Source organism: Sulfurimonas sp. NWX79 (genome assembly GCF_039667035.1).
GTDB classification, from domain to species: Bacteria; Campylobacterota; Campylobacteria; order Campylobacterales; family Sulfurimonadaceae; genus Sulfurimonas; species Sulfurimonas indica.
This window is the reverse complement of sequence record NZ_JALCZL010000013.1, coordinates 26,868-49,761: the sequence shown is the minus strand read 5'-3', so window position 1 is coordinate 49,761 and position 22,894 is coordinate 26,868. Positions and strand designations below refer to the sequence as shown.

The following is a 22,894-nucleotide window of genomic DNA, read 5'->3' as shown; positions in this document are numbered from 1 at the left end:
TATCTTCCTATAAAAATGCTAATTTCGGTCCACGAACACCGATAAATTGCTGTAATGGAGTAGTGATTTTTCCTGCATCTACATTTGCCTGTAGTTCAGTGTAAAGATCTGTTAAATGTTTCTTCGTTAAATCACGACCACCAAGACCATATACATAACCACTTAGCATAGCTTTTGTATCTGTGTTAAACAGACATCCAGCCAACTCATTAAAGAGCATTCCCGGAGCACCGTTTGGTGAAGATCTGTCAAGTGCAGCGATAGCTTTTACATCTTTGAGTGCTTCTTGAATTTGGAAGAATGGGAATGGACGAATAACACGGAGTCCCAAAACACCTGCTTTGATTCCTTTTTCTCTCATCTCTTTTGCAACTTCACGAGCAGTCTCAACTGAAGTACCCATACAAACTACAGCAACATCTGCATCATCTAGGTCATACTTCTCTACAAGGTTGTAACGACGACCTGTAAGTTTCTCAAAATCATCAAAAGCAGCTTCGATTTTTGGAAAAACTTTTGTCATAAGGTCATTGTGTTGACGAGCTTTATGCTCAAAGTGCCAATCCTCTTCTGTTTGTACACCATGCGTTACCGGATGCTCAAAATCAAGCATATCATTCATAGGTTTGAAATCACCAACAAAGCTATATGCTGTATCATCATCCATAGTATGTACACCCTGTGCAGTATGTGAAGTCATGAAACCATCTTGGTGAACCATTGCTGGCAATCTTACATCATGGTCTTCTGCAACACGGAATGCGATGAAGTTTAAGTCATACGCATCTTGTGGACAGTATGCATCAAACTGAATCCAACCAGAGTCACGTCCAAGATACATATCAGAGTGGTCACCATTAACGTTTAATGGTGCAGCAAGTGCACGGTTTACAACGTTAAGAACAATCGGTAAACGCATACCAGATGCCTGATACAGTGTTTCAACCATAAGTGCGAAACCTTGTGAAGATGTTGCAGTTGCAACACGTCCACCAGCAGCAGCAGCACCGATACATCCTGACATTGCAGCATGCTCAGACTCAACCATTACGAATTCACCTTCAACATAACCATCTGCTAAAAATTTTGCATAACCTTCAACAATAGGAGTTGATGGAGTAATTGGGTATGCAGCAACAACATCGATTTGACACTGTCTCATCGCTTGAGCTGCAGCGAAGTTTCCATCCCATACTTCGATATCTCTTAATTCCATTTTATCAAATGCCATCTATTTCTCCTTATCTTCTTTAGCAGGCCAATTTGCTATTTCTGTCTCTTCGTCTGCTTTTTCAGGGAACATTAAAAGTGATTTAGGATTTGTTGGACAAACCTCAACACAAATACCACACCCTTTACAGTGATCCATATCTACACCAATCATCTTTTTATCTCTTGAAATGATAGAAATATCTGGACAATATACCCAACAAAATTGACAATCAATACAATAGTCTTTATTAAAAACCGGCTTTTCAATTCTCCAGTCAGCTACACTTGCAGTAAAAGAGCTGTTTGGTGAGTAATTACGGTCTTCTTGAAGTGTTCCGGCGATATCTTCTATCGCTCCATCAAAAGTACGAAGCATTGCTCCAATTTCAAATTCATCCCAACCTGTGTTTGCCATCATCAGCTCCTTATTTCACTTCATCATATGCACGCTGAATAGCGATCATATTTGCATCAATGATTTTTTGTGGTAATTTCGCAAGAATTCTCTGCATACTCTCTTTAAAGAACTCTATATCATACATTCCAGATACTTTCATAAATGCACCAAGCATCGGTGTATTTGGAATAGGACGACCAATAGTATCTTGCGCAATCTGGATACAGTCCACAGTATATACTTCTTTGCCTTCAAGTTTCGGTTGAGAAGCAATAAGTTCATCTGTAGTCATATGCGTTGTGATAATATACTTTGTAGTATCTTTGTGGTTAATAGTCACATCTGATGTATATACTAACGCAGGGTCAATTACAAAGACATAGTCAGGCTCCATATACTTTTCATGATTCATTATCATTTTATCATCAACACGGTTGTATGCTGTCATAGCAGCTCCACGCTTTGCTGAACCATAGAATGCAAACGCTTGAACGTGCTTTCCAGTTGTAGAAATAACGTCTGCTAAACCTTTAGCACCTGTTACAGCCCCTTGACCAGCACGACTATGCCATCTAATTTCTAGCATAAATTCTCCTTCTATTTTGTCAAGAAATATTTAAGTATTCTCTATCAATTCAATTTATCTGTATTTTAGGCAACCGGCACTTAAATATAGCTTGATGATATAGTGTAGATTATAATGTCAGTTAATTGTGTGATAAATTTCCACTTTTTAACCACATCACAGCTTCATATGCATCACTAAAAATAACATTTGTGAATTTTTTCAGTGTCTCTTCCGTACCATATCCACTCAGCACTCCAATGCTGTTTATACCAGCCGCATCTGCTGCTATAATGTCTAGTTCAGTATCTCCAATTATCCAGACATGAGACTTTTCTTCTATGTCAACAGCTTCCAATGCCTTAAGTATAGGTTCTGCGTGAGGTTTTGGATGTTCTACATGTTCACGCCCGATAAGCACTTTAAAGCTATCCATCAGACCAAAATACTCCATTAGAATACGTGAATATTTTCCGGTTTTTGTCGTAACGATACCTAGTTCTGCAAAAGAGCCTGCAAGTTCTACTGCCTCTTTTGCGTGAGGTAAAAGCACTGTTTTTTGTGTTGATATGTCTCTGTAATGTTCTTTATAAACTGTTACAAAATCCCACACTTTATCTTCCTCTACTCCAAGGTGCCCAAACATAATATCTAGTGGATGTCCTATCAAGGCTTTAATAGCATCATCACTTGGATGCGGGTACCCATAAAAATCAAATGCATTATGAAAACTCTCTAAAATAGCCTCCGTTGAGTCTATAAGTGTTCCATCTAAATCAAATAGTATAATCAATTTTTCTCCCATGAAATATAGTTATGCCAGATACCGCCAAGGGCCGGTTCAATATTTTTGATATCTTTATTTACTGCGGTAATGGAGTTTGGAATATAGAGAAAAAGGTAAGGATTATCCTGAGTGATAATAGTAAACATCTCACGCCAAATTTTTGCCAACTTCTCTTTATCAATTAGGGACTGGGACTCCTCTATGAGTCTATCTATCTTTTTGTTATGATACCCTACCAGATTAAAGCCTCCTTTTTTATCACTATCACTATGCCAAAAAAGATATGGGTCCGGTGTTGGAGAGAGTCCCCAACCTAAAAGTACAGTATCAAACTTATGCGGGAAAACCATCATATTTAAAAAGGCCTGCCACTCCATCACACGAAGTTTTACAACTACACCTGCTTTTTGCAGTTGGTACTGCAATATCTCTGCTGCATAGGGACGAATCGAACTTGAGTTTGATGTTGCTATCTCGAATGTAAAAGGGTGCTCTTCATCATATCCAGCCTCACGTAGCAGCTCACGTGCGCGCTTTATATTTTGTTTTGGCGCTTTTATATCCGGATTGAACGCACTGCTTCCCGGAAGAAAGGGACCGGTACATACTTTTGCATGTTTGAAAAACAAAATATCAACCAACTCTTCTCTGTTAATCGCCAAAGAGAGTGCCTCACGCACACGAGGGTCAGCAAACTTTTCTTTACGTAGGTTAAATCCTAAGTATGTGTAGGAGAGTGAAATCTGCTCATAGATATTAAACTTTTCAAAAAAATCACGTTTGAGTTGCCTCTCCATGACAAGCGGCTCTATACTTCCCATGTCAAGTTCCCCGTTTTTTAGCATTAAAAGGCGTGTCATCGGGTCTGCTATAACATGAAAAGCAATTTTATCAATCTTGGGACGTCCTTCAAAATAGTCATCAAATGCTGAGAGTTCAATGTTTTGAGAAAATTCCAACTGCGTGAGCCTGTAAGGTCCTGTACCGATTGGATGGGTATTAAACGAAGAGTTCATCAGATTTTGTTCATCTTTTAAGATATGCTCTGGAAGGATGCCCATCATCCAAGTCTCTAGCGCTTTAAAATAAGGCTGTTTATAATCAACTTCAACAGTATAATCATCCAAAACTTTTACATCTTTTACAAAACGAAATCCTGAAGAGTATGGGGAAGCTATTTTATCTGAGATGAGTGTTTGGTAGGTAAAAAGAACATCTTTTGCAGAAAAAGGCTTGCCATCATGCCACTTCACTCCCTCACGCAACTCAAAGACAAGTGTTGTATCATCTTTAAAGTAAAACTTTTTTGCCAAATCTCCAATTATCTCTCTGTTGTCTTTATCATACTTTACAAGTCCATTAAATAAAAAGCCAGTAATTTCCGAAGAGGAGGAGTCCGTTGCCAAGATAGGGTTGAGCCTTGATGGATTGGCAGAAGTTGCAAGCTGCAGTGTCGATGCAAAAATATGTGTAAAAAATAGGGATAAAAATAGTAATAATCTCATAATGCTTGAAATTATAGTATAAAAAGTTGTAAGTTGCGTGAGTTTATAAAAAAGAGAGGTTTTACCAAGAGAAAATCTCTTGATAAAAAAGTTGTGAAACGATTAACGTTTTCTAAAGAAACCTTAGTAGAACATAAAATTCCACAAGAATACTAACGTTTTGAGAACTGACGAGAACGACGTGCTTTACGTTTACCTGGTTTCTTACGCTCAACAACACGTGAATCACGAGTCATCATACCTTCAGGTTTTAAGATAGTTTTTAACTCTGGGTTAAAAGCTACAAGCGCACGAGAAATACCATGACGAAGTGCATCAGCTTGACCACCGAAACCACCACCTAAAGTAGTAGCAACGATATCAACGCTCTCATTTTGTTTTGTTAAAACAAGTGGTTGTTTTACACGAAGTTTTTTCGCTTCAAGTCCACCTAACCATGCGTCTAATGAAAGACCATTAATCGTGATTTTACCAGTTCCTGGAGTTAACCATACTTTTGCTACAGACGCTTTACGACGACCAGTTGCGTAGATTTTTTCTGCCATGTAATTACTCCTTACTTAGCTAGTTGCGCTGTGTGAGGATGCTCACTACCAGCGTAAACTTTTAATTTTTTAAGCATTTTAGCACCAAGCTTAGTTTTAGGAAGCATACCACGAGTTGCTAATTTGTATAGTTTCTCAGGATTTTTCTCTAAAAGCTCAGTCATCTTAACACTCTTAGTAGAACCGAAATAACCAGAGTGAGAGAAGTACTCTTTGTTAGCGATTTTTCCAAGACCGTTGAATTTTGCTTTAGAAGCGTTAATGATAACTACATAGTCACCACAGTCAATATTTGGAGTAAAACATGCTTTGTTCTTACCACGAAGTATAGTAGCTACTTCAGTGATCATACGACCAAAAGTTTTACCTTCAGCATCAATCAAAACCCATTTTTGATCGATTTGTTCAGGAGTTGCAATTTTAGTAAATTTCATTCATGAACCTTTCGTAGGAATTTTTATAACAAAAATCATTTGTGAAGGAGATTTGTTTAAGTGGCGAAAGTATATCTGTATAAACTTATAAGAAGCTGAATTTAAGTCATTTATAAGGTTTTTGAGCGCAATCTCATCAATCTCATATGGGAATCTTTTGTAGAAAAAAATTATATCACAAATAACACAATTTTCAGATACTTCGTACTATACTACGTAAAAACAATAATTTTTCTAAAGGAATAAATATTGATGCATAAAAAACATCTTCTTCTGCTCTCTTGCCTTACATTAGGTTCATCACTTCTCTTTGCCCAAAGTTCTCTGCCAAAACAAGCACTTAAAACCAATGGTCAACTTATCTATAATGTCAAACAAAAAGAAGTTGATACTTTAAAAGGAATGCTCAGTGATGGAGAGTTTTTCGGACGTCTTCGAACAAATAACTTCTACTTTGGCTATGACCATGATGATTCTGGGCATGAGAGTACTCTAGTAGGTGCTATCGGAGCAAGTTTTATCTACAGATCAGCTTCTCTACAGGGCTTTGATTTCACACTTGGGCTTTATGGCTCACAAGCCTTTTTCAACAGTGATGATATTCATGATAATGTCAAATATATCAAAGCAGGCAAAGATACTTTTAGCCGTTATAAATATGTTCAAACAGGTTCAAAAACTCTCTATACATTTGGACAGGCCAATCTTAACTACAAATATTCAAAGACAAACTTCACGCTTGGTCGTCAACTTGTTGAGACTTTTTACACAAAAAGTAATGATACCAAGATGATTCCAAACACCTTTGACGGCTTTGTTATCAACTCAAAAGAAGTGACAAAAACAACAGCAAAATTTGCTTACTTAGCAAAACAAAAGCTCCGTGACCATGAAAGTTCACACGCTGTTTTAATGTATGATGACTCCAATGCAGCTAGCTACTCAACATGGACAGCCAATGATGACTCTGCAATGCATAAAGGTCTTAGCTATACAAATCTCATAGCAGCCGGCAAATCAACAGATGCACCACTGATTGTTTTAGATATTACAAATAAATCGGTTAAAAATCTCAAAATCAACTTCTCTTCTTATGTTGTACCATCACTCCTTTCACAAGCGATGGGTGAATTAAATTATAAAATAACTTTGAATGGCTTTAGTATTAGTCCGGGCGTTCGTTACATCCAGCAGTTCGATAATGGAGCAGGAGATGTAGGCGGAGCATCTCTACTTGGAACTGTCAATAGTACAAATCCAGGAGCATATAAAGATCCAAACTCTTTAAATGCACAGATGATAGCAGCACGTCTTGTAACAAAGATAGATGATTATAAAATCAATCTTGGATATACAAATATTTTAGATAAAGCCGACCTTGTAACGCCTTGGAGAGGTTTTCCAACAGCAGGGTATACTCGTTCAATGGGAATCTATAACTGGAGAGCAAATACAAAATCATACCGCATTGAAGTTGTCAAAGGGGCAAATGCAAAAGGTATCTATACAAAACCATTTCTTCAGGCTTCTGTTCTTTATGTAGATAGTGATGAGAACAAAGCGATTTTAGAAGATAGTATGTTTTACTATCTTGGTCTTATACAGAACATTCCATCACTACAGGAAATGCAGTATCGTGTACGCTTAGGATATAGAGACTTTATTAAAGATGCTTCTACAGTCTCCAACTATGCAGATGTTCGACTAGAACTCAACTACCTCTTTTAGGATACGATGTGGAAAAACTTTTTATAATTGCACTTTTTTTTGGCTCACTTTTGTATGCACAAACAGTGACCATTGCACTTGCAGCCAATGTCTCTTATGCGATGGATGAACTTCAAACTGCTTTTTATAAAAAGTATCCTGATACAAAACTTCGTATCATTATCGGTGGTAGTGGCAAACTGAGCGCACAGATAAAAAATGGTGCTCCCTATGATATTTTTATGTCAGCAAATATGCGCTATCCCGAAGCTCTCTACAAAGAAAACATTGCAATTACAAAGCCCCGTATCTATGCACAGGGAGCTTTGGCGATACTGAGCCAAAAACCAAGAGAGCTCACGCAGGGCATCAAAATAGTTGCAGATACAAAGATAAAACGCATCGCCATTGCCAACCCAAAAACTGCTCCCTATGGAAAAGCAGCTATACAAGCACTCAAAAATGCAAAACTCTACCAAAAAATAAAACCAAAACTCATCTTCGGCGAGTCCATTGCGCAAACCGTTACCTATACCATGACAGCAGCAGACCTTGGCTTCATCGCAAAGTCAGCACTCTATTCTCCAAAAATGAAACAATTTAAAAAAGATAAAAACTGGATAGAAGTAGATGCAAATCTCTATACTCCCATCTCTCAAGGTATTGTTATCATAAAACATGGATCAAACAACAATGCAGCAAAAAAATTTTATGACTTTATCTTAAGTAAGGAAGCAAAAAGCATCTTTAAAAAATATGGGTACAATATCCTATGAATAAAATTCGGGTAAAGATAGAGAAGATTGAAAGTAATGGTCAACTCACTATTGTCACATTTAGCTCAAAAGAGCATACACTCAAGATGATGAGCTTGGAACTTGACACAAAGATTGAATATGCAAAAGAGCTTATTGTGACAACGAAAGCAACAAACATCGCGCTTGCAAAAGATTGTAAAGGAGAGTTGAGCTACTCAAATCAACTTCAGGTAAGCATCGATGCTATGGAGATGGGAGAGCTTCTCTGTTCTCTGCAGCTCTCTTTTGAAGACAGACTTTTAGAGTCCATCATCACGGCTGATTCTGCAAAACGTATGAATTTAAAAGTTGGAGATAAGCTAACAGCATTGATAAAATCGAGTGATATTTCCATACTGGAGCCTCTTTCATGAGCTTTGAGCCTTTTATTCTCTCATTTAAACTGGCATCGTTTACTGCACTCATTCTTTTTTGTATCGCCCTGCCCCTTGCGTGGTATCTCTCACAAACCCACTCACGTGCAAAACCTTTCATAGAAGCACTCACAGCTCTGCCTATCGTACTACCTCCATCAGTTCTCGGTTTTTATATTCTCTGGGCACTCTCTTATAACTCTCCCATAGGTGCTTTTTTTGAGGAGACTCTTGGTGTGAAACTGGTCTTTTCCTTTACGGGACTTGTTATTGCAAGCTGTTTTTACTCCCTGCCCTTTATGGTCCAACCATTGCAAAACGGTTTTGAATCGCTCAATAAAAATATGTTAGAAGCAAGCTATATTGCAGGAAAAAGCAGACTCACAACCCTTTTTCGTGTCGCTCTGCCAAATATGAAACCAGCCCTTATCACTGCCATTATCATCACTTTTGCTCATACAGTTGGTGAGTTTGGTGTTGTGTTAATGGTAGGTGGCAGTATTCCAGGTGAGACTAAAGTAGCATCAGTGGCTATCTATGAGATGGTCGAGATTATGGACTATAGTGCAGCACATATCTACAGTGCCATTATGCTTGGAATCTCCTTTGTTGTCCTACTAAGCGTTTATATCTTTAATGCACGCCAGAGCAAAAGGTTTGGACTATGATAAAGCTCAACATTACAAAAGAGCTTCACGGTGCAAACGGAGCGATGCAGCTTGCACTGAATACCAGTATAGAAGAGGGAGAATTTGTAGCACTCAGTGGAAAAAGTGGTAGTGGAAAAACAACCCTGCTTCGTATACTTGCAGGGCTTGAAGATGCACAAGGTGAGATATCTGTGGCAGACAAGGTATGGCTTCACACAGACAAATCACTTCCCCCGCAAGAAAGAGAGATAGGCTTTGTTTTTCAGGAGTACGCCCTCTTTGGCAATATGACGATAGAGCAAAATCTTCTCTATGTGGCAAAAGATACAAAACTTGCCAATCATCTTCTTGAAATTACAGAACTAAAAGAGATGAAAAAACGCTATCCTCATGCACTCAGTGGTGGGCAAAAGCAGCGAGTAAGTATCTGTAGAGCTTTAATGAAACGACCAAAAATTCTTCTGCTTGATGAACCACTCTCTGCATTAGACAGTGCAATGCGAATAAAACTCCAAAATGAACTACTTACTCTGCATAAAGAGTTTCAGACAACAACCATTATGGTAAGTCATGACCCAAGCGAGATCTACCGTCTGGCCTCACGTGTTCTGGTTTTAGATAATGGCAAAATAATCAATGACGGAAAACCAACTGATGTACTCTTAAAAAGACAAGGGAGTCAGAAATTCACATTTCAAGGTGAACTCTTAGAGATAAAAAAAGTAGATGTTATCTTTATCGCTGTTGTTGCCATTGGTCAGCAGCTTGTTGAAGTTGTCGTCAGTTCTGAGGAGGCAACAAACTTGCAAACAGGGCAAACTGTCCGATTAAGTACAAAAGCATTTGTGCCTACAATTACCCATAAATAATAAAATTTCTACCCCCCCCCATTTTTAAAAATAAATTAATATAACAAGTGCTATCCTCTTAGATATAGTTATAGGAAATGTAATGATGTCTGCAAAATATTGGGAAATTTTAATCGTTGATGATGATGTTTCTGTGCATAATGTGATTAAAAAAGAACTGCAAAATATTTCAATTCAAAATAAACCTGTCAAAATTCTCCATGCACACAATGCCCAAGAAGCCAAAGAGCTCTTAAAAGACAACTCCGATACCTCCCTTGCTTTTATAGACATATCTATGGAAACGCCTGATGCCGGACTGAGGCTTGTTGAACATATAAGAAATGTTCTGCACAACAGCAACATAAGAATTATTATGATAGACAGCGGGAATTCTCCTGTTCCTGCAAATAAGATTTTTGATCTTTATGATATTAACGGTTACAAAGAGAGAGCCGAGATACTGAGTGACAAATTCTATCTGATTATCAGAACTGCCCTTAAACAGTATGAACAGTACAAAGAGATAAAATCCAGCAGAGATGAAATCTATAAAAAGATGACGACCAATAATGTAACCCATCTTCCAAACAGAATCAAACTCTCAGAATATCTGGACACAATGGGAGAAAAATCTCTTATACTCATCAATATAGACGACTTCAGTCTCATCAATGAGCATAGCGGGTTTGACTTTGGCAATGAAGTACTGCGTGCTTTTGCAAAATTTTTGGAGAAAAAATATGACAGATATGCCCAGATTTTTCATCTGCACTCCGACAATTTCGCACTCTTGTGTGTCAAACTCGAAAATGAGACAACCGAAGAGAATATTTTACGCATCAAAGACGATATTGCAAAATATGTTTTTAACGTCAACGGTATAAAAACACGTCTGACAGCAAGTATAGGCATTGCACTGTACGAACGCGGAAACATCATCCAAAAAGCGGAGTTTGCCCTCAAAGAGGCACGCCGTTACGGCAAGAACAGTATTCAAAAATATACAGATGATTTGAACATACTCCGGACGATTCATGCCAATTCACTATGGAGTACAAGGGTACGCGATGCCCTGCTCAACCATAAAATGCATACCTATTTTCAACCTATTTTAGAAGTAAAAACCGGTAAAATCATTAAATACGAAGCCCTTGTCAGACTGGAATATGAAAATGAGATCTACTCCCCTTTTCATTTTTTGGATGCGGCACTCTACAGCGGACAGATATTTAAAATATTTCAGTTTGTCTTGGAAGAGGCCTGCAAAAAGGCTGTCCAAAGCACTTACTTTTTTACGGTAAATATTAGCCAGTATGATATACAATACCCTGATTTTTTACAAACTGCAAAAAGAATACTCAAAAAGTACAATCTGCCACACTCCAGAATAACATTTGAAATTCTCGAAAATGACAGTATTGCCCACAATAAAAATATTCAAGCACTTTTAAATGAACTCCATGCAGAGGGCTTTCGGCTTGCCATAGATGACTTTGGTGCCCAGTGTTCAAACTTTGGACAGCTCAACAACCTGCCCATAGATTTCATTAAAATTGACGGAGCCTACATCAAAAATATCGTAACAGATGAAAATTCTCAGATAGTCACGACTACCATTATTGACTTTGCCCACAAAAAAGGGATTCCAGTTATTGCAGAATATGTATGCTCCAAAGAGGTGTATGATTATGTAAAAGCTTTGGGCGTTGATTTTGTGCAAGGCTATGAAATAGCAGAGCCTCAACCTCAATTATAAAGAGACTTTGACAAGCCTAACAGTATCTTCTAAGAGATAACACAAATAACCCTCTACTTTTGCACCGGTGATACTTTTAACTGCATGCACATAAGAGTAAACCTGTTTTTTATACTCTTCATGCGCTTTGTAAGAGCTTTTGTAATCCACGACAATATAGCTTCTATCCTCTTTAGCTATAAGCAGATCAATATAACGCAAGCTCTTTTTATAACGGAGTGGCTTCTCTTTTTTATATGTTGCATTCTCTAACAAAGAGAGAAACTCCCTATGTTCTAAAAGTCGCTCTATTCGATTACAGATATCTTCTATCTCTTCTTGTGTCAAGATAAAACCATACTTATTTGTCAGCATCACTTTTGCAGCTTTGAGGGCATCATGACTAAACTCCCAAAGCATCTCCAAGGTGTAGTGCAGTGCTATACCAAAATTGATAGCATGCAAATCCTCTTCTTGAACATTTTCAGCTGCTAAGATTTCACTCTGTGTTCCATAGTAAAGATTTTCATACTTGAGTTTAACAGGAACTTTTTTTATCTCTTTATGTTCTTGTTTGACTGCAAGCTTTCCAAAACTTCCAATCTCCAAGCCTAAAATATCAAACATAGATTTTTCACTCTTTTTAATAATGAACAGATGTTCTTTGGCTCGAGTAAAGGCAACATACAGAGCATTGAGACTATCTTCAGTTACCAGTGCTTTCTCTTTTTGCACGGCATCTGCATAGGCTCTATCAATTGCATCACGACCTGCTGTACGCAGATATATATTTTCTAAGCGAATACCATCATACTCATAGATAATACTCTCTCTTGCAGATGGTGCCTGCTTGAGCCTATCCATTACAATAACATGTTTATACTCCAAACCCTTGGACTTATGTACTGTAAGTACTCGAACACCGCTTACGTCTGAAGCCGCAGCACTTGCATCAAGACGTTCATATTCAAAGATAAGTGCATCTATATCATTATAATTCTCTATAGCACTTAAAAAACGAATCGTATGAAAATCATCACTAAAGAGTCCATACTTCTCAATACAGTTTTTGACAATATCAAAGAGTCTGATACTGTTGAGATCAGGGAGGGCAATATTTTTACTCTCTTGGTCAATCAGAGCGAAAAAGTTCTCTTTGTAAATATTCTCTTTAAAATAGAGATATTTCAGATACTCCAAAATCGCCTTGATACTGCGCTGATTTATCAGTTTCGTTGTAGTCTCTGTTACAACCTCTATCTGCTTCTCCTGAAGGAGGTTTTTTATCATCTCTCCATCGCCATTTGTTGCACAGAGCAGTGCGATATCATCATGATTTGCGCCTAAGTCTATCAGTTTTTGGACCTGCATAAGCGTCTCTTCTAGCAGTTCATCATTTTGCACAACCTCTACATAACCATCATCGGCACCACAACGGACAAGCTGAGGCGTATAGTTTTTGATTTTGTCACTAAAAGTATGATTGACAAATTCAATGACCTCTTTTTGTGAGCGATAGTTTGTCAGTAGTTTTTCAACTTCCGTGCCATTTTCTCGTGCCACTTCACCAAAAAGCGCGGAAACACCACCACGAAAACGGTAGATAGACTGTTTAACATCCCCTACAAAAAAGAAGCTCCCCTCTTCAAAGATGCCACTTCCTGCAGTTATCTCACGGATAAGTGGTTTTAAAATTTTATACTGCAGTATACTTGTATCTTGAAACTCATCAAGTAGCATATGTTCAATCGTACTATCAAGTCGAAAATAGAGAAATTCACTCTCATCCAAACGATGTAAAATCGTATAGACCAGCTTTGTAACATCGGAAAATCCAAGCTCACTCTCTTCTACATAGAGTGCCTTTTTTGCTTTTTTGTAAATTGCTGTCAGCTCACGCAAAGCAGCAAAGAAGTTTTGCTCTTTAGCTCTGTTATACTCACGCATAGCCTCTTGTATACTGCGTAATGCGATATCCATCTCAGGAGTGTAACACTTTTTAAAAACCCAGTACTCAAGACTCTCTTTACTGATCCAGGTCTTTGACCTCAGTTCCTCAAAGCTCTCTACATCCACTGCCTTTTTCAGTGTTGCCGATGCACCTTGACAATTATTGACAATGACTTGCAGACTTTTGAGTGCTTGCATCGCTTCTGTCTCATACACACTGAATGGCTGTTTCGTAAAGAGAAGATGCTCCAACTCTTCTTCTTTTTCATAAAACTCATCCAAAAGTGTAAAGATATCACTCACTCTCTTTTTAGATTCCAAAGCAAGTGAGATGAGCATCTCTTTTTTTCCTGCGACACTCACCTCTTTTAAAAATCGTGAAAGCAGTTTTATCTCATGCTGCGTGGCATGTGTAGTGAAATCCGGCATCAATGAGACATAGAGAGAAAATTTGCGCAGAATTTGCGTAAAAAAACTGTCAATGGTCATTATCTTTGTATGGGCATTCAGAAAGGTCGCTAAAACTTTTTTTCTCTGCTCTAAAATTGCCTCACGTGAGAGTCCTGTAACTTTTACGATCTCATCAAGCTCATCTCTTGTCTCTAAAGACTCCAGTGTTTCCACTATCCTCTCACTCATCTCAGAAGCTGCTTTGTTTGTAAAAGTTAGGGCTAAAATCTTTGATGCATCTGCACCTCTAAAAAGTAGGGAGAGATAGCGTACAACGAGCATAAATGTCTTTCCGCTTCCTGCACTCGCTTCATATGCCAGATTATTAACAAATGCCATCAATCTCTCCCACACAGCATAACATAAGGACAGAATTGACACGCTTTTGTATCTTGCGTCAGAGCAAAATCGACCTCTTCTATTGAAAGCAAATCAGCAATATGTGACTGTAACAGTGCCAGTTTCTCTTCTAAAAAAGGTTCTTGTACAATACGCCCCTCTTTTAAATCATAAAATCCACACTCCGAAACATTGCCAAGTCCACCTGCTAAAATATAATAAAACTCTAACTGAAAATCAGTTGCTTCAGCTACACTGTTTTTATTATATAGCGTATAAGATCCTGTCTTATAATCAAGTACACTGATGCTACTCTCTTTTTTATCTACACGATCTATTTTTCCCTGCAACATCATACCGTGATAGGGAGCTTTTAGACTTTTTTCACAGGCCACAACTTGCCATCCTTCATGAAAACGCGCTATCTCATTCTCACAAAAGCTTTGAAGTTCTCTCTTCTTAAGAGAAATAAGATAGGCTTCCAACTCACTTGGACCTTTGACAGCCTCTAGCTCTTTTTCTAAATCATGTTGTAGGGATTTGATATCGTAATAGTGATTTTTTTTACGGTAGAGGTTCTGTAGAGCTTTATGAATATCATTTCCTATTGCATACTCTTGTGGCATATCTCGTGGGATCTCATGCTCTTTGAAGTGTTTTATATAATGGTAGTAATATTTTCGTTTGCACGTTAAAAATGTCTTCAAACGTGATGCTGAGAGTTCAATATCTTTAAAACTATAAGGCTCTACTATCTCCTTTTGCAACGGAACTCTTTTTTTACTTTTTTTAAAAAGTATCTTTGCATACTCTGACTCTTCTATGGTCTGGCTTACTTTTATACCAAGCTCTTTTAAAAAACGTGAAGGTCGATTCTCACTAGAGGCTACATACGATATAGCTACCTCTTTTGAATGCAGCATCAACATCTCATAGTAATGTTTTTGCAGATTCTCCCTCTCTTGCATCGTAGGCAGTCCTGCCATCTCACGCAGCTTTGTATTTAAAAACATATCTTTGGAGCTTCGTTTTGGAACATTACTTTCATCAAAATCGATGATAATAACAGCATCAAAAACAACACTCCGAGTCTCTAACACTCCCATAACGGTAATCTTCCCACCATAAACATCATCCAGTGTACGATTTGCCATTCTCTGCATAAAAAGATTGAGTGCCGAGCGAAAATTCATCTCACGTAAATATGGAAGAATTTTACGAAAAGTATAAAGCTCTTCTTGAAATATCTTCTGCTCTTCCTTGTTGGTGATGAGAGACTGCACTGCTTCCATAATATCCATAAAATCCACATGCTGCATGCTCTTTTTGTAATGCTGCTGCAAAAGCATATACAGAGCATCTCCCTCACGCTCCAAACGATAGATATTCTCATAGGTCACATCATCCAAAAGCATGCTTGCAGCATGGAGTTTTTTATAGATTTGGCTCTCTTTGAAGCTTCTTCCCATTGCAAAGTTGAGATTTGATTTCTCATCAAAACTTCTGATACTTTTTGCACGCTGTTCATTTGGCAAAATAACGGCTATCTTCTCAGGATCATACCCTTTTTCTACAAACTCATAAATCTTCTGCTTGATAAAAGCAATCTGTAAAATCGGCTCACTAAAGCTCACGCAGCTTATTTTACTCTCTTTACCTACAGCTTCTTTAGAAACACTCTCTTTTAAGTTAAGTGACAAAGTATATCTATAACCTGTTTCTATATCAAAGCCTAACTCACGTAGTTTATTCTGCATTTTTGTATTAAAGCGTGTTGCGTGAAAATGCAGTAGTATATCAGAGTACTCTGTGGCTTCACGCAGCAGCTGCAGTTCAAAACTTGTCAAATACCCCTCTAGAACAATCTCTACTTTTGCGTGTTCTTTAAGATAGTTATAGTTAAGTTCATAGAGTTTTGGAAGGTAAATTCTATCAAGTAGTTTTTTCTCTTTACAAAGTTGTCCGTAACGCCGATACAGTTCTTCTAAAATAGTTATATGCTCTTCATACTCAGCATATACATCAGCATCTTTCAATACATTGATGTCATATAATTCAGCACTGAGCTCTTCAAAAAATTTAAATATATAAGAGGAGTTTTTTGTAAAGGTAAAGAAATTTCTCTCTATTTGAAGATTGGAAAAGTTTTCAAAGTTGGAAGCTTCTAGTAAAAGAAGGATTCGAGTATCATCATCTATAAAGCTCTGTCCTTGTACAAGGCAGAGCTTTGTAATGAATTCACTCATAGTGATGTAGTTTGGCAGAAAAAGCGTCTCTTCTTCTACTGTTAACTGTCTCTGCCTAATTGCTCGAGCAGAGGGAAGAACTATCAGTGAATCATCCATTATTCAAATTCAAAAGCCTCTTTGATACGTGTATCTGCTTTCATATTTAAAAATCGATAGTCATCACCTACTTTAATTTTTGCTATGATATTCCAAACACCGACTTTTGGGAACTTTGCACCACTAAATGTATAGATACCATTCTCAACTTTTGGATTGTCAAGCTTTTGATCAAACTCACTTGTCTCCGGACGAGAGATAGCAATGATAAGTTCTGCATTATTGACAGGCTTGCCCTCTATATCCACTACACTGTACTTTATCTCCGGTGATTCACCACCGATAGACTCCGTTATGTAGCTAACTTTATATTTTTTATCAAAATGCATCCTTGCCTTGATTAAATCATTTGCTTTTGCATCCGCATCTTGATAATTCGTCATATATGCATCACTGCTTTGAATATTAGCTTTGCTTGTTACCATAACAGTAGCAACACAAAAACCAAATACAAGCGTTATAGATATACCAATAACATAGGGCCAAATTCTGCCACTACTCTGTTTCTTGCTCATTCTTATGCCTCATTTTATATATTTTTCTTTTAATTAACATTACTATAGCATATAAAACAAAACCGTAGAAAAACAGCTTCACCCAGAAGAGTGCTTCTTGATTGGCATCACCTGGATCATTTTCTAAAACAACCCCTTTTGCAGTTGCAATTTGATGTGCAATATCAAGATAACCGTTATACATGGAACCTGCATATTTTCCTACAACCTGTTCTTTTTTTGCTTTTTGTGCCAAGAGAGGTAAAATGGTACCTCCATAATCTTTTCGCATTTCATTAAATGTCTCAAAACTTTTCGCATAAACCATCGCCATTATAAAAGCCTGGACCGGTGATGCAACAGGGCTTAGTACCTGTTTTCTGTTAAAATATTTATATAAAGATGTATCGTTTGTTTCGATATCCACCTCTTTATCCATCTCTGAAAAAGTTAAAAGCACCGTTGGTTCTTGAAACTGTGCCAATAGTTCTCTTTCATACTCAAGCATACTTTTGCCCTGCGGTAACTCTCTTAACATAAGAAGACGTAGTGAAATACCTGTTTTTTGATAGAGTTCGCTTCCGAGTTTTTCTATCTGTGCAGCAAATGCTTTACGATGAACAATTTCATCTTTATATAAATACTCAGCTAATAATTGTGTTTGAAAAAATATGATGAAGATGAGGGCATAAAGCCCTCTAGTTAAAAATCTCAAAGAATTCTAACCTACAAATAGATGATTCGGTGTTACTACCGCCCAAAGAGTATATGCAGCCATAAGAACTAGGCCCCATCCAATAATTTTATCCATCTTATACTCCTTATTTCACATCTACAATATGCTTAGCATTATCCGTGCTAATCATTTTAATTGATTTTTCATTCTCAATCTTGTAAAAGTTTTCTGCATTTGCATTTTGAACACCTAGTGCTTGCACAGTCAAAAATGCAAGAATACTAAGTAACAATACAGTCGCAATTAACATTCCAGTTATACCATCAAGAGCGAAAACACTTCTATTTTCATTCATGCTACTCTCCTTTACTTAAGCTAATGATATAAGCAGCAGCTGCTTCTTTTTGTTTAGCGTTAAGTCTATCAAATGCTGGCATTTTACCGATAACACCTTTTTTACCATGTGTTAATACATTAGTAATAAGTGCCGGTGTAAACTCAGCAATATTTGGAGCTACATACTCCATACCTTTTCCATCTGGTCCGTGACAAGAAGCACAAGTGTTAGCAAATACTTTCGCACCCGCTTCATTACCTTTCATTCCATTTGCAACATACTCAGCAACTGCATCAATCTCAGTATCTGTGATAAGTGCACCTGTTTCAGCATTGAAAAGACCGTTACGATCCGGCATTGGCATTTCAGTACCTAAAAGTTTGTTATTTGAACCATTTTCAATAACACCTTTAACTGTCTTAGCTTCAAGTCTAACATTTAAGTTAGCCGCTTTTCCATCAATACCATCAGCAGCAATACCGTGACATACTTTACATTCAGCTAAGAATACAGATTCACCCATCTCAACAAGTCTGTCTCCATGAATGTTAGCATACTCTTTTTCGAATTTTGCATTCTTTTCTGCAACTTCTTCATTGTATTGGCCGATTTGAGAAAATGCATTTACTGGATATCCAATTGTAAAGTACCACATACCCCAAATCATAGTACCTAAGAACATAACTGCCCAACCAAACGGTACTGGATTTTTATATTCACCTATGTTGTCCCAAGACTCATCAGCAAGCTCACCAGTAGCCTGGTCAGTTTGCATTTGACGAACATACTTGATTACAACAAAAACTGTAATAATTACAAGAGCAACAGCCCCTGCAACCGCAAGCATATTGACGATATCACCATTTAAACCACCTTTACTCATGCCAACAGATAAATATGTCGCACCAAGCATAGCAGCTGTAATGATAATTCCCCAAAGATAAAGCTTATTCATATATCTCTCCTAATTTTCTTTATCACGCGATAGAGGTTTAACCGGAGTAGAACCTATATCGTCATTGAGTGCCATATTGCTATACTCTTCATAGTCATGACCCTCTGCATCTCTTTTCTTTGTATATAAATGGTATATATATCCATATAGCACTACAACAAGAAATACTGTTAATGCAAAGTAACCATACGCACTTAGTTCAGCAATATTCACTTTTTACCTCTTACTTCAGACTGTTTAAGTATGCAATAAGTGCAACGATTTCTGGAATTTCCCCACGTGCAACTGCATCTTTAACATCTTGGTCTTTCATATCTGCAGCAACTTTTTTAGCTTCTTCTAAAGCTAAAGCATGAGCTTCTGCAACTGATTTACCCATTTTAACAACTTTAGTTGACCCATCTTTCATAGGAACTGGTTTGTTATATGGTACTGAGAAGAACTGTGCAACTGTTAATTGCTCAGCATAAGCAGTATCTATATCAGCTTTGTTTGTAAACATCCAGTTATATGCAGGCATGATCGAACCTGGTACAACAGCAGCAGGATTTTTCATGTGATTCTCATGCCAGTCAGTAGTTCTGTAGTTACCAACACGCATTAAATCCGGACCAGTTCTTTTAGATCCCCAAAGGAATGGTCTGTCATATGCATACTCTCCACTTAAAGAGTAGTGACCATAACGGTCAGTCTCTGATTTAAACGGACGAATTAGCTGTGAGTGACATGCATTACAGCTGTTCTTGATATAAACGTTACGACCAGCTAACTCTAATGTAGAGTATGGAGCCGTTCCGATTACAGGACGAGAAGCTTGAGCAAAGTTTGGAAGAATTTCAATCAAACCTGCAAAAGCAATTGTAACAAATACACCTACCGCAAAAAAGAACGGGTGTTTTTCTAACCAATGAAACATATTATTATCCTCCCTCTCTTATGCGCCCATAGGCGATTGATTTAAACGCTCTGCATCTACTTCTTTGTCCGATGTCCAAGTTTTGTAGATATTGTAAGCGAAAAGTAAGAAACCTACTAAGTATAATAGACCACCTACACCACGAATAGCATAGTAAGGATGAAGTACTGTTACTGTATCGATGAATGAGTAAGCTAAGTTACCGAACTCATCATGAGCACGCCACATCATACCTTGTGTAATACCTGCAATCCACATAGAAGTGAAGTATAAAACAACACCTAAAGTCTGAATCCAGAATTGTGCAGCCATTAAGCTCTTAGAATAGATTTCACGTTTGAATACACGTGGAGCCATATGGTAAAGTGCAGCCATAATCATGAATCCAACCCAACCAAGAACACCATCGTGAACGTGACCAACAATCCAGTCAGTGAAGTGAGCGATCGCATTAACAGATTTGATAGCTTGGATAGGACCTTCTAATGTAGAGAACATGTAGAATGTAGAACCAAGAACCATAAACTTAATTAATGGAGATGCTGCAACTTGTTGCCACTCACCCTTCATTGTAAGAAGCATATTGATCGCTGAACCCCATGAAGGCAAGATAAGGATTACTGAGAAGATAGAACCCATAGTCTGCATCCAGTCAGGAACAGTTGAATAAAGAAGGTGGTGACCACCAGCCCATAAGTAAACGAACATTAATCCCCAGAAAGAAAGAAGTGATAATTTATAAGAATAAATTGCCTGACCTGATTCTTTTGGTAGGAAATAATAAATCATAGCAACGATAGGAACAGTAAAACCGAATGCAACTGCATTGTGTCCATACCACCATTGTACAAGGGCATCATTTGTACCAGCATACATAGATACAGAGTGCCACCAGTTACCAATAGCAGTCTCACCAGCAGGTGATGTTGCAAGCATAGTTGGAACTTCCATATTATTGAAAAGGTAAAGCATAGCTATACCGAGGAATGTAGCAATGTAATACCAAACTGAGATATATAATGACTTCTCACGGCGAATACCGATAAGACCAAAAATACTCATACCGAACAGTACCCATACAACAACGATAGCGATATCGATAGGCCATTCAAATTCAGCATACTCTTTTGAAGTAGTTACACCTGCAAAAAGTGATACAACAACTGCTGCAACACCTACAATGTATAACCAAAAGTGCAACTTACCAATAAACATCAACAAGCCTGATTCTGCCATTGACACTTTTAGTACACGCTGACCAACATAATACCAAGTAGCAAAAATACCACTTAATGTAAAACCAAAAATTACCGCATCTGTGTGCAGTGGACGAAGACGACTGAAGTTTGTGTATTCAGCTAAACCTGAACCTAGAATTGTATTAACACTAGGGAAAGCAAGTTCAAAAGCTAAAATTACACCGATGAGCATACCTACTATTCCTAAAATAATAGTAGTAAGCATAAACATCTTTGCAACCGTATAGTCGTACTCTAATGGACGATTCTCCATATATAGCCTCCTTAAGATTCAAAGCAATAAGCCTCATAAGTGCATAAATACACCTATCAAACTAATCAACACTTGTATATTAGCAAGCTATATGTTTAAAGAATCTTAATTTAAAGAGAAATTGCTAGAAAATTTATCTTTTTGTTTAGTTTTGGAATTTTATGTACATTTAAGATACTGCAGTTTTATCGTCAAATTAAGCAACACTTATGCTGTTGCTTAATTATCTCTTGATAAGAGAAAGAAATTCAGAGAAGATATATGCACTCTCTTTTGGTCCAGGAGAGGCTTCCGGGTGATGCTGAACAGAGAAAATTGGCTCATCTTTGTACTTTAAGCCCTCGATTGTATTGTCAAAAAGATTGACATGTGTTACTTCAGCAATCTCTGTAATATTATCTGGGACATTATAGTTATGGTTTTGTGCAGTGATCTCTACAAGTCCTGTTTTTTCATTTTTAACAGGATGGTTTCCACCATGATGACCAAATTTAAGTTTAAATGTATCATATCCGTGAGAGATTGAAAGGAGCTGATGTCCAAGACAGATACCAAACATCGGCACTTTTGCATCAATAAGCTTTTTAATCTGCTCTTGCTCACGCTTGAGAACAAGTGGATCACCCGGTCCATTTGATAAAAAGACGCCATCAATGAGTTTATTGTTGTATTTTTCAATCAAATCCTCTGCAATAAAATCATTTGGAACAACTTCTACATCGATTTTTGCATTCACAAGCTCGTTTAAAATGTTACGCTTCACACCAAAATCGATAACGACAATCTTTGCTTCCGGACTTGGTGCTTTGTCATACTCAAAAGCTCTGTAGTTGTATGTACTAGAAGTGTGCTTATACGCCTCTTTTGTACTTACCTTTTCGATGTAGTTAATATCTTCGATACGAGGAGAGTTCTCAAGAATCTTTTTAAGTTCCTCTTTGTCACTTATTTCAGTAGATGCTATCATCATCATAGCACCTTCACTACGTAGCATCTTTGTGAGATAACGTGTATCGATATCACAAATTCCCATCACATCATATTTTTTCAAAAAATTTGTAAGCGAATCCTCTGCTCTAAAGTTAGAATAACGCTTTTGATAACGGCGAACAATCATTCCTTTTGCATGTGCTGCAAGAGATTCCATATCTTCATCATTAACACCGACATTCCCTATCTCTGGCATTGTAAAAGTTACAAACTGCCCCGCATAAGATGGGTCACTCATAATCTCCTGATATCCTGTCATCGAAGTATTAAAAACTATCTCACCGACTTCTGTCTTATTGGCACCAAAACTTGATGCTTCCAAAAAAGTACCATTTTCCAAATATATCCAAGCTTTTTTTAGTGACTCCATA

At 37.5% G+C, this 22,894-nt stretch carries 23 protein-coding genes; 6 read left to right on the top strand and 17 right to left on the bottom strand.

The annotated features are described in order from the left end of the window. Positions 1–7: 7 nt before the first annotated feature. From MNY27_RS07080 to rplM, 7 genes are all read right to left on the bottom strand, one after another. Positions 8–1,231 carry a 2-oxoacid:ferredoxin oxidoreductase subunit alpha gene (locus MNY27_RS07080; RefSeq protein ID WP_152183269.1) on the bottom strand — a complete coding sequence of 408 codons (1,224 nt, stop codon included), beginning with the start codon at positions 1,229–1,231 and terminating at the stop codon, positions 8–10. Beyond that, a complete protein-coding gene (locus MNY27_RS07075; RefSeq protein WP_152183268.1) occupies positions 1,232–1,627 on the bottom strand; it encodes a 4Fe-4S dicluster-binding protein in 396 nt (131 codons plus the stop codon). It lies immediately after the preceding gene. A gap of 10 nt (positions 1,628–1,637) precedes the next feature. After that, complete coding sequence (locus MNY27_RS07070) at positions 1,638–2,195, bottom strand: pyruvate flavodoxin oxidoreductase subunit gamma (protein WP_152183267.1); 558 nt, start codon at positions 2,193–2,195, stop codon at positions 1,638–1,640. Positions 2,196–2,316: 121 nt separating this feature from the next. Then, positions 2,317–2,967, bottom strand: a complete 651-nt coding sequence (locus MNY27_RS07065) for an HAD family hydrolase (RefSeq protein WP_152183266.1) — start codon at positions 2,965–2,967, stop codon at positions 2,317–2,319. Next, complete coding sequence (locus tag MNY27_RS07060; RefSeq protein ID WP_152183265.1) at positions 2,964–4,466, bottom strand: peptide-binding protein; 1,503 nt, start codon at positions 4,464–4,466, stop codon at positions 2,964–2,966. Before MNY27_RS07060 ends, MNY27_RS07065 begins: the two co-directional genes overlap by 4 nt. Positions 4,467–4,618: 152 nt before the next feature. Then, the gene (gene rpsI, locus MNY27_RS07055) at positions 4,619–5,011 is read right to left on the bottom strand and encodes a 30S ribosomal protein S9 (protein WP_152183264.1); all 393 of its coding nucleotides are present in this window, start codon (positions 5,009–5,011) and stop codon (positions 4,619–4,621) included. 11 nt (positions 5,012–5,022) lie between these two features. Further along, positions 5,023–5,445 (bottom strand): 50S ribosomal protein L13, encoded by a 423-nt coding sequence (gene rplM, locus MNY27_RS07050; protein WP_152183263.1) that lies wholly within the window; start codon positions 5,443–5,445, stop codon positions 5,023–5,025. A 252-nt stretch (positions 5,446–5,697) separates the two neighbouring features. Between rplM and MNY27_RS07045 the strand changes: the two genes are divergently transcribed. The 6 genes from MNY27_RS07045 (at position 5,698) to MNY27_RS07020 (ending at position 11,580) form a co-directional block, all read left to right on the top strand. Beyond that, complete coding sequence (locus MNY27_RS07045) at positions 5,698–7,173, top strand: OprD family outer membrane porin (protein ID WP_152184582.1); 1,476 nt, start codon at positions 5,698–5,700, stop codon at positions 7,171–7,173. An 8-nt stretch (positions 7,174–7,181) separates the two neighbouring features. Next, positions 7,182–7,928 (top strand): molybdate ABC transporter substrate-binding protein, encoded by a 747-nt coding sequence (gene modA, locus MNY27_RS07040; RefSeq protein WP_152184559.1) that lies wholly within the window; start codon positions 7,182–7,184, stop codon positions 7,926–7,928. Then, complete coding sequence (locus MNY27_RS07035; protein ID WP_152184560.1) at positions 7,925–8,323, top strand: TOBE domain-containing protein; 399 nt, start codon at positions 7,925–7,927, stop codon at positions 8,321–8,323. The genes modA and MNY27_RS07035 overlap by 4 nt, the downstream gene beginning before the upstream one ends. After that, positions 8,320–8,991: a molybdate ABC transporter permease subunit gene (gene modB / locus MNY27_RS07030; protein WP_152184561.1), complete on the top strand. Its 672-nt coding sequence runs from the start codon at positions 8,320–8,322 to the stop codon at positions 8,989–8,991. Before MNY27_RS07035 ends, modB begins: the two co-directional genes overlap by 4 nt. Further along, the gene (locus MNY27_RS07025) at positions 8,988–9,842 is read left to right on the top strand and encodes an ATP-binding cassette domain-containing protein (RefSeq protein ID WP_152184562.1); all 855 of its coding nucleotides are present in this window, start codon (positions 8,988–8,990) and stop codon (positions 9,840–9,842) included. The genes modB and MNY27_RS07025 overlap by 4 nt, the downstream gene beginning before the upstream one ends. Positions 9,843–9,924: 82 nt before the next feature. Then, positions 9,925–11,580 (top strand): GGDEF and EAL domain-containing protein, encoded by a 1,656-nt coding sequence (locus tag MNY27_RS07020; RefSeq protein ID WP_152184563.1) that lies wholly within the window; start codon positions 9,925–9,927, stop codon positions 11,578–11,580. Here the strand turns inward: MNY27_RS07020 and MNY27_RS07015 are convergent. The 10 genes from MNY27_RS07015 to carA form a co-directional block, all read right to left on the bottom strand. After that, on the bottom strand, positions 11,575–14,298 hold the full coding sequence (locus MNY27_RS07015) for a RecB-like helicase (RefSeq protein WP_152184564.1): 2,724 nt from the start codon (positions 14,296–14,298) through the stop codon (positions 11,575–11,577). The two genes, MNY27_RS07020 and MNY27_RS07015, sit on opposite strands and share 6 nt — an antisense overlap. Beyond that, complete coding sequence (locus MNY27_RS07010; protein ID WP_152184565.1) at positions 14,298–16,643, bottom strand: PD-(D/E)XK nuclease family protein; 2,346 nt, start codon at positions 16,641–16,643, stop codon at positions 14,298–14,300. Before MNY27_RS07010 ends, MNY27_RS07015 begins: the two co-directional genes overlap by 1 nt. Next, positions 16,643–17,158, bottom strand: a complete 516-nt coding sequence (locus tag MNY27_RS07005; RefSeq protein WP_152184566.1) for a FixH family protein — start codon at positions 17,156–17,158, stop codon at positions 16,643–16,645. The genes MNY27_RS07010 and MNY27_RS07005 overlap by 1 nt, the downstream gene beginning before the upstream one ends. Further along, positions 17,139–17,852 (bottom strand): 3-dehydroquinate dehydratase, encoded by a 714-nt coding sequence (locus MNY27_RS07000; RefSeq protein WP_152184567.1) that lies wholly within the window; start codon positions 17,850–17,852, stop codon positions 17,139–17,141. The genes MNY27_RS07005 and MNY27_RS07000 overlap by 20 nt, the downstream gene beginning before the upstream one ends. Positions 17,853–17,958: 106 nt before the next feature. After that, positions 17,959–18,168 (bottom strand): DUF4006 family protein, encoded by a 210-nt coding sequence (locus tag MNY27_RS06995; protein ID WP_152184568.1) that lies wholly within the window; start codon positions 18,166–18,168, stop codon positions 17,959–17,961. Between the two features lies 1 nt (position 18,169). Further along, positions 18,170–19,105: a c-type cytochrome gene (locus MNY27_RS06990; protein ID WP_152184569.1), complete on the bottom strand. Its 936-nt coding sequence runs from the start codon at positions 19,103–19,105 to the stop codon at positions 18,170–18,172. Positions 19,106–19,114: 9 nt separating this feature from the next. Next, positions 19,115–19,318, bottom strand: coding sequence for a cytochrome c oxidase, cbb3-type, CcoQ subunit (locus MNY27_RS06985; protein WP_152184570.1), 204 nt, complete (start codon positions 19,316–19,318; stop codon positions 19,115–19,117). Between the two features lie 10 nt (positions 19,319–19,328). Further along, complete coding sequence (ccoO, locus tag MNY27_RS06980; protein WP_152184571.1) at positions 19,329–20,021, bottom strand: cytochrome-c oxidase, cbb3-type subunit II; 693 nt, start codon at positions 20,019–20,021, stop codon at positions 19,329–19,331. 18 nt (positions 20,022–20,039) lie between these two features. Then, entirely contained in the window at positions 20,040–21,533 is a 1,494-nt protein-coding gene (ccoN, locus tag MNY27_RS06975) for a cytochrome-c oxidase, cbb3-type subunit I (RefSeq protein ID WP_152184572.1), read from the bottom strand. Between the two features lie 223 nt (positions 21,534–21,756). Then, positions 21,757–22,893, bottom strand: coding sequence for a glutamine-hydrolyzing carbamoyl-phosphate synthase small subunit (carA, locus tag MNY27_RS06970; RefSeq protein ID WP_152184573.1), 1,137 nt, complete (start codon positions 22,891–22,893; stop codon positions 21,757–21,759). Between the last annotated feature and the right edge of the window lies 1 nt (position 22,894).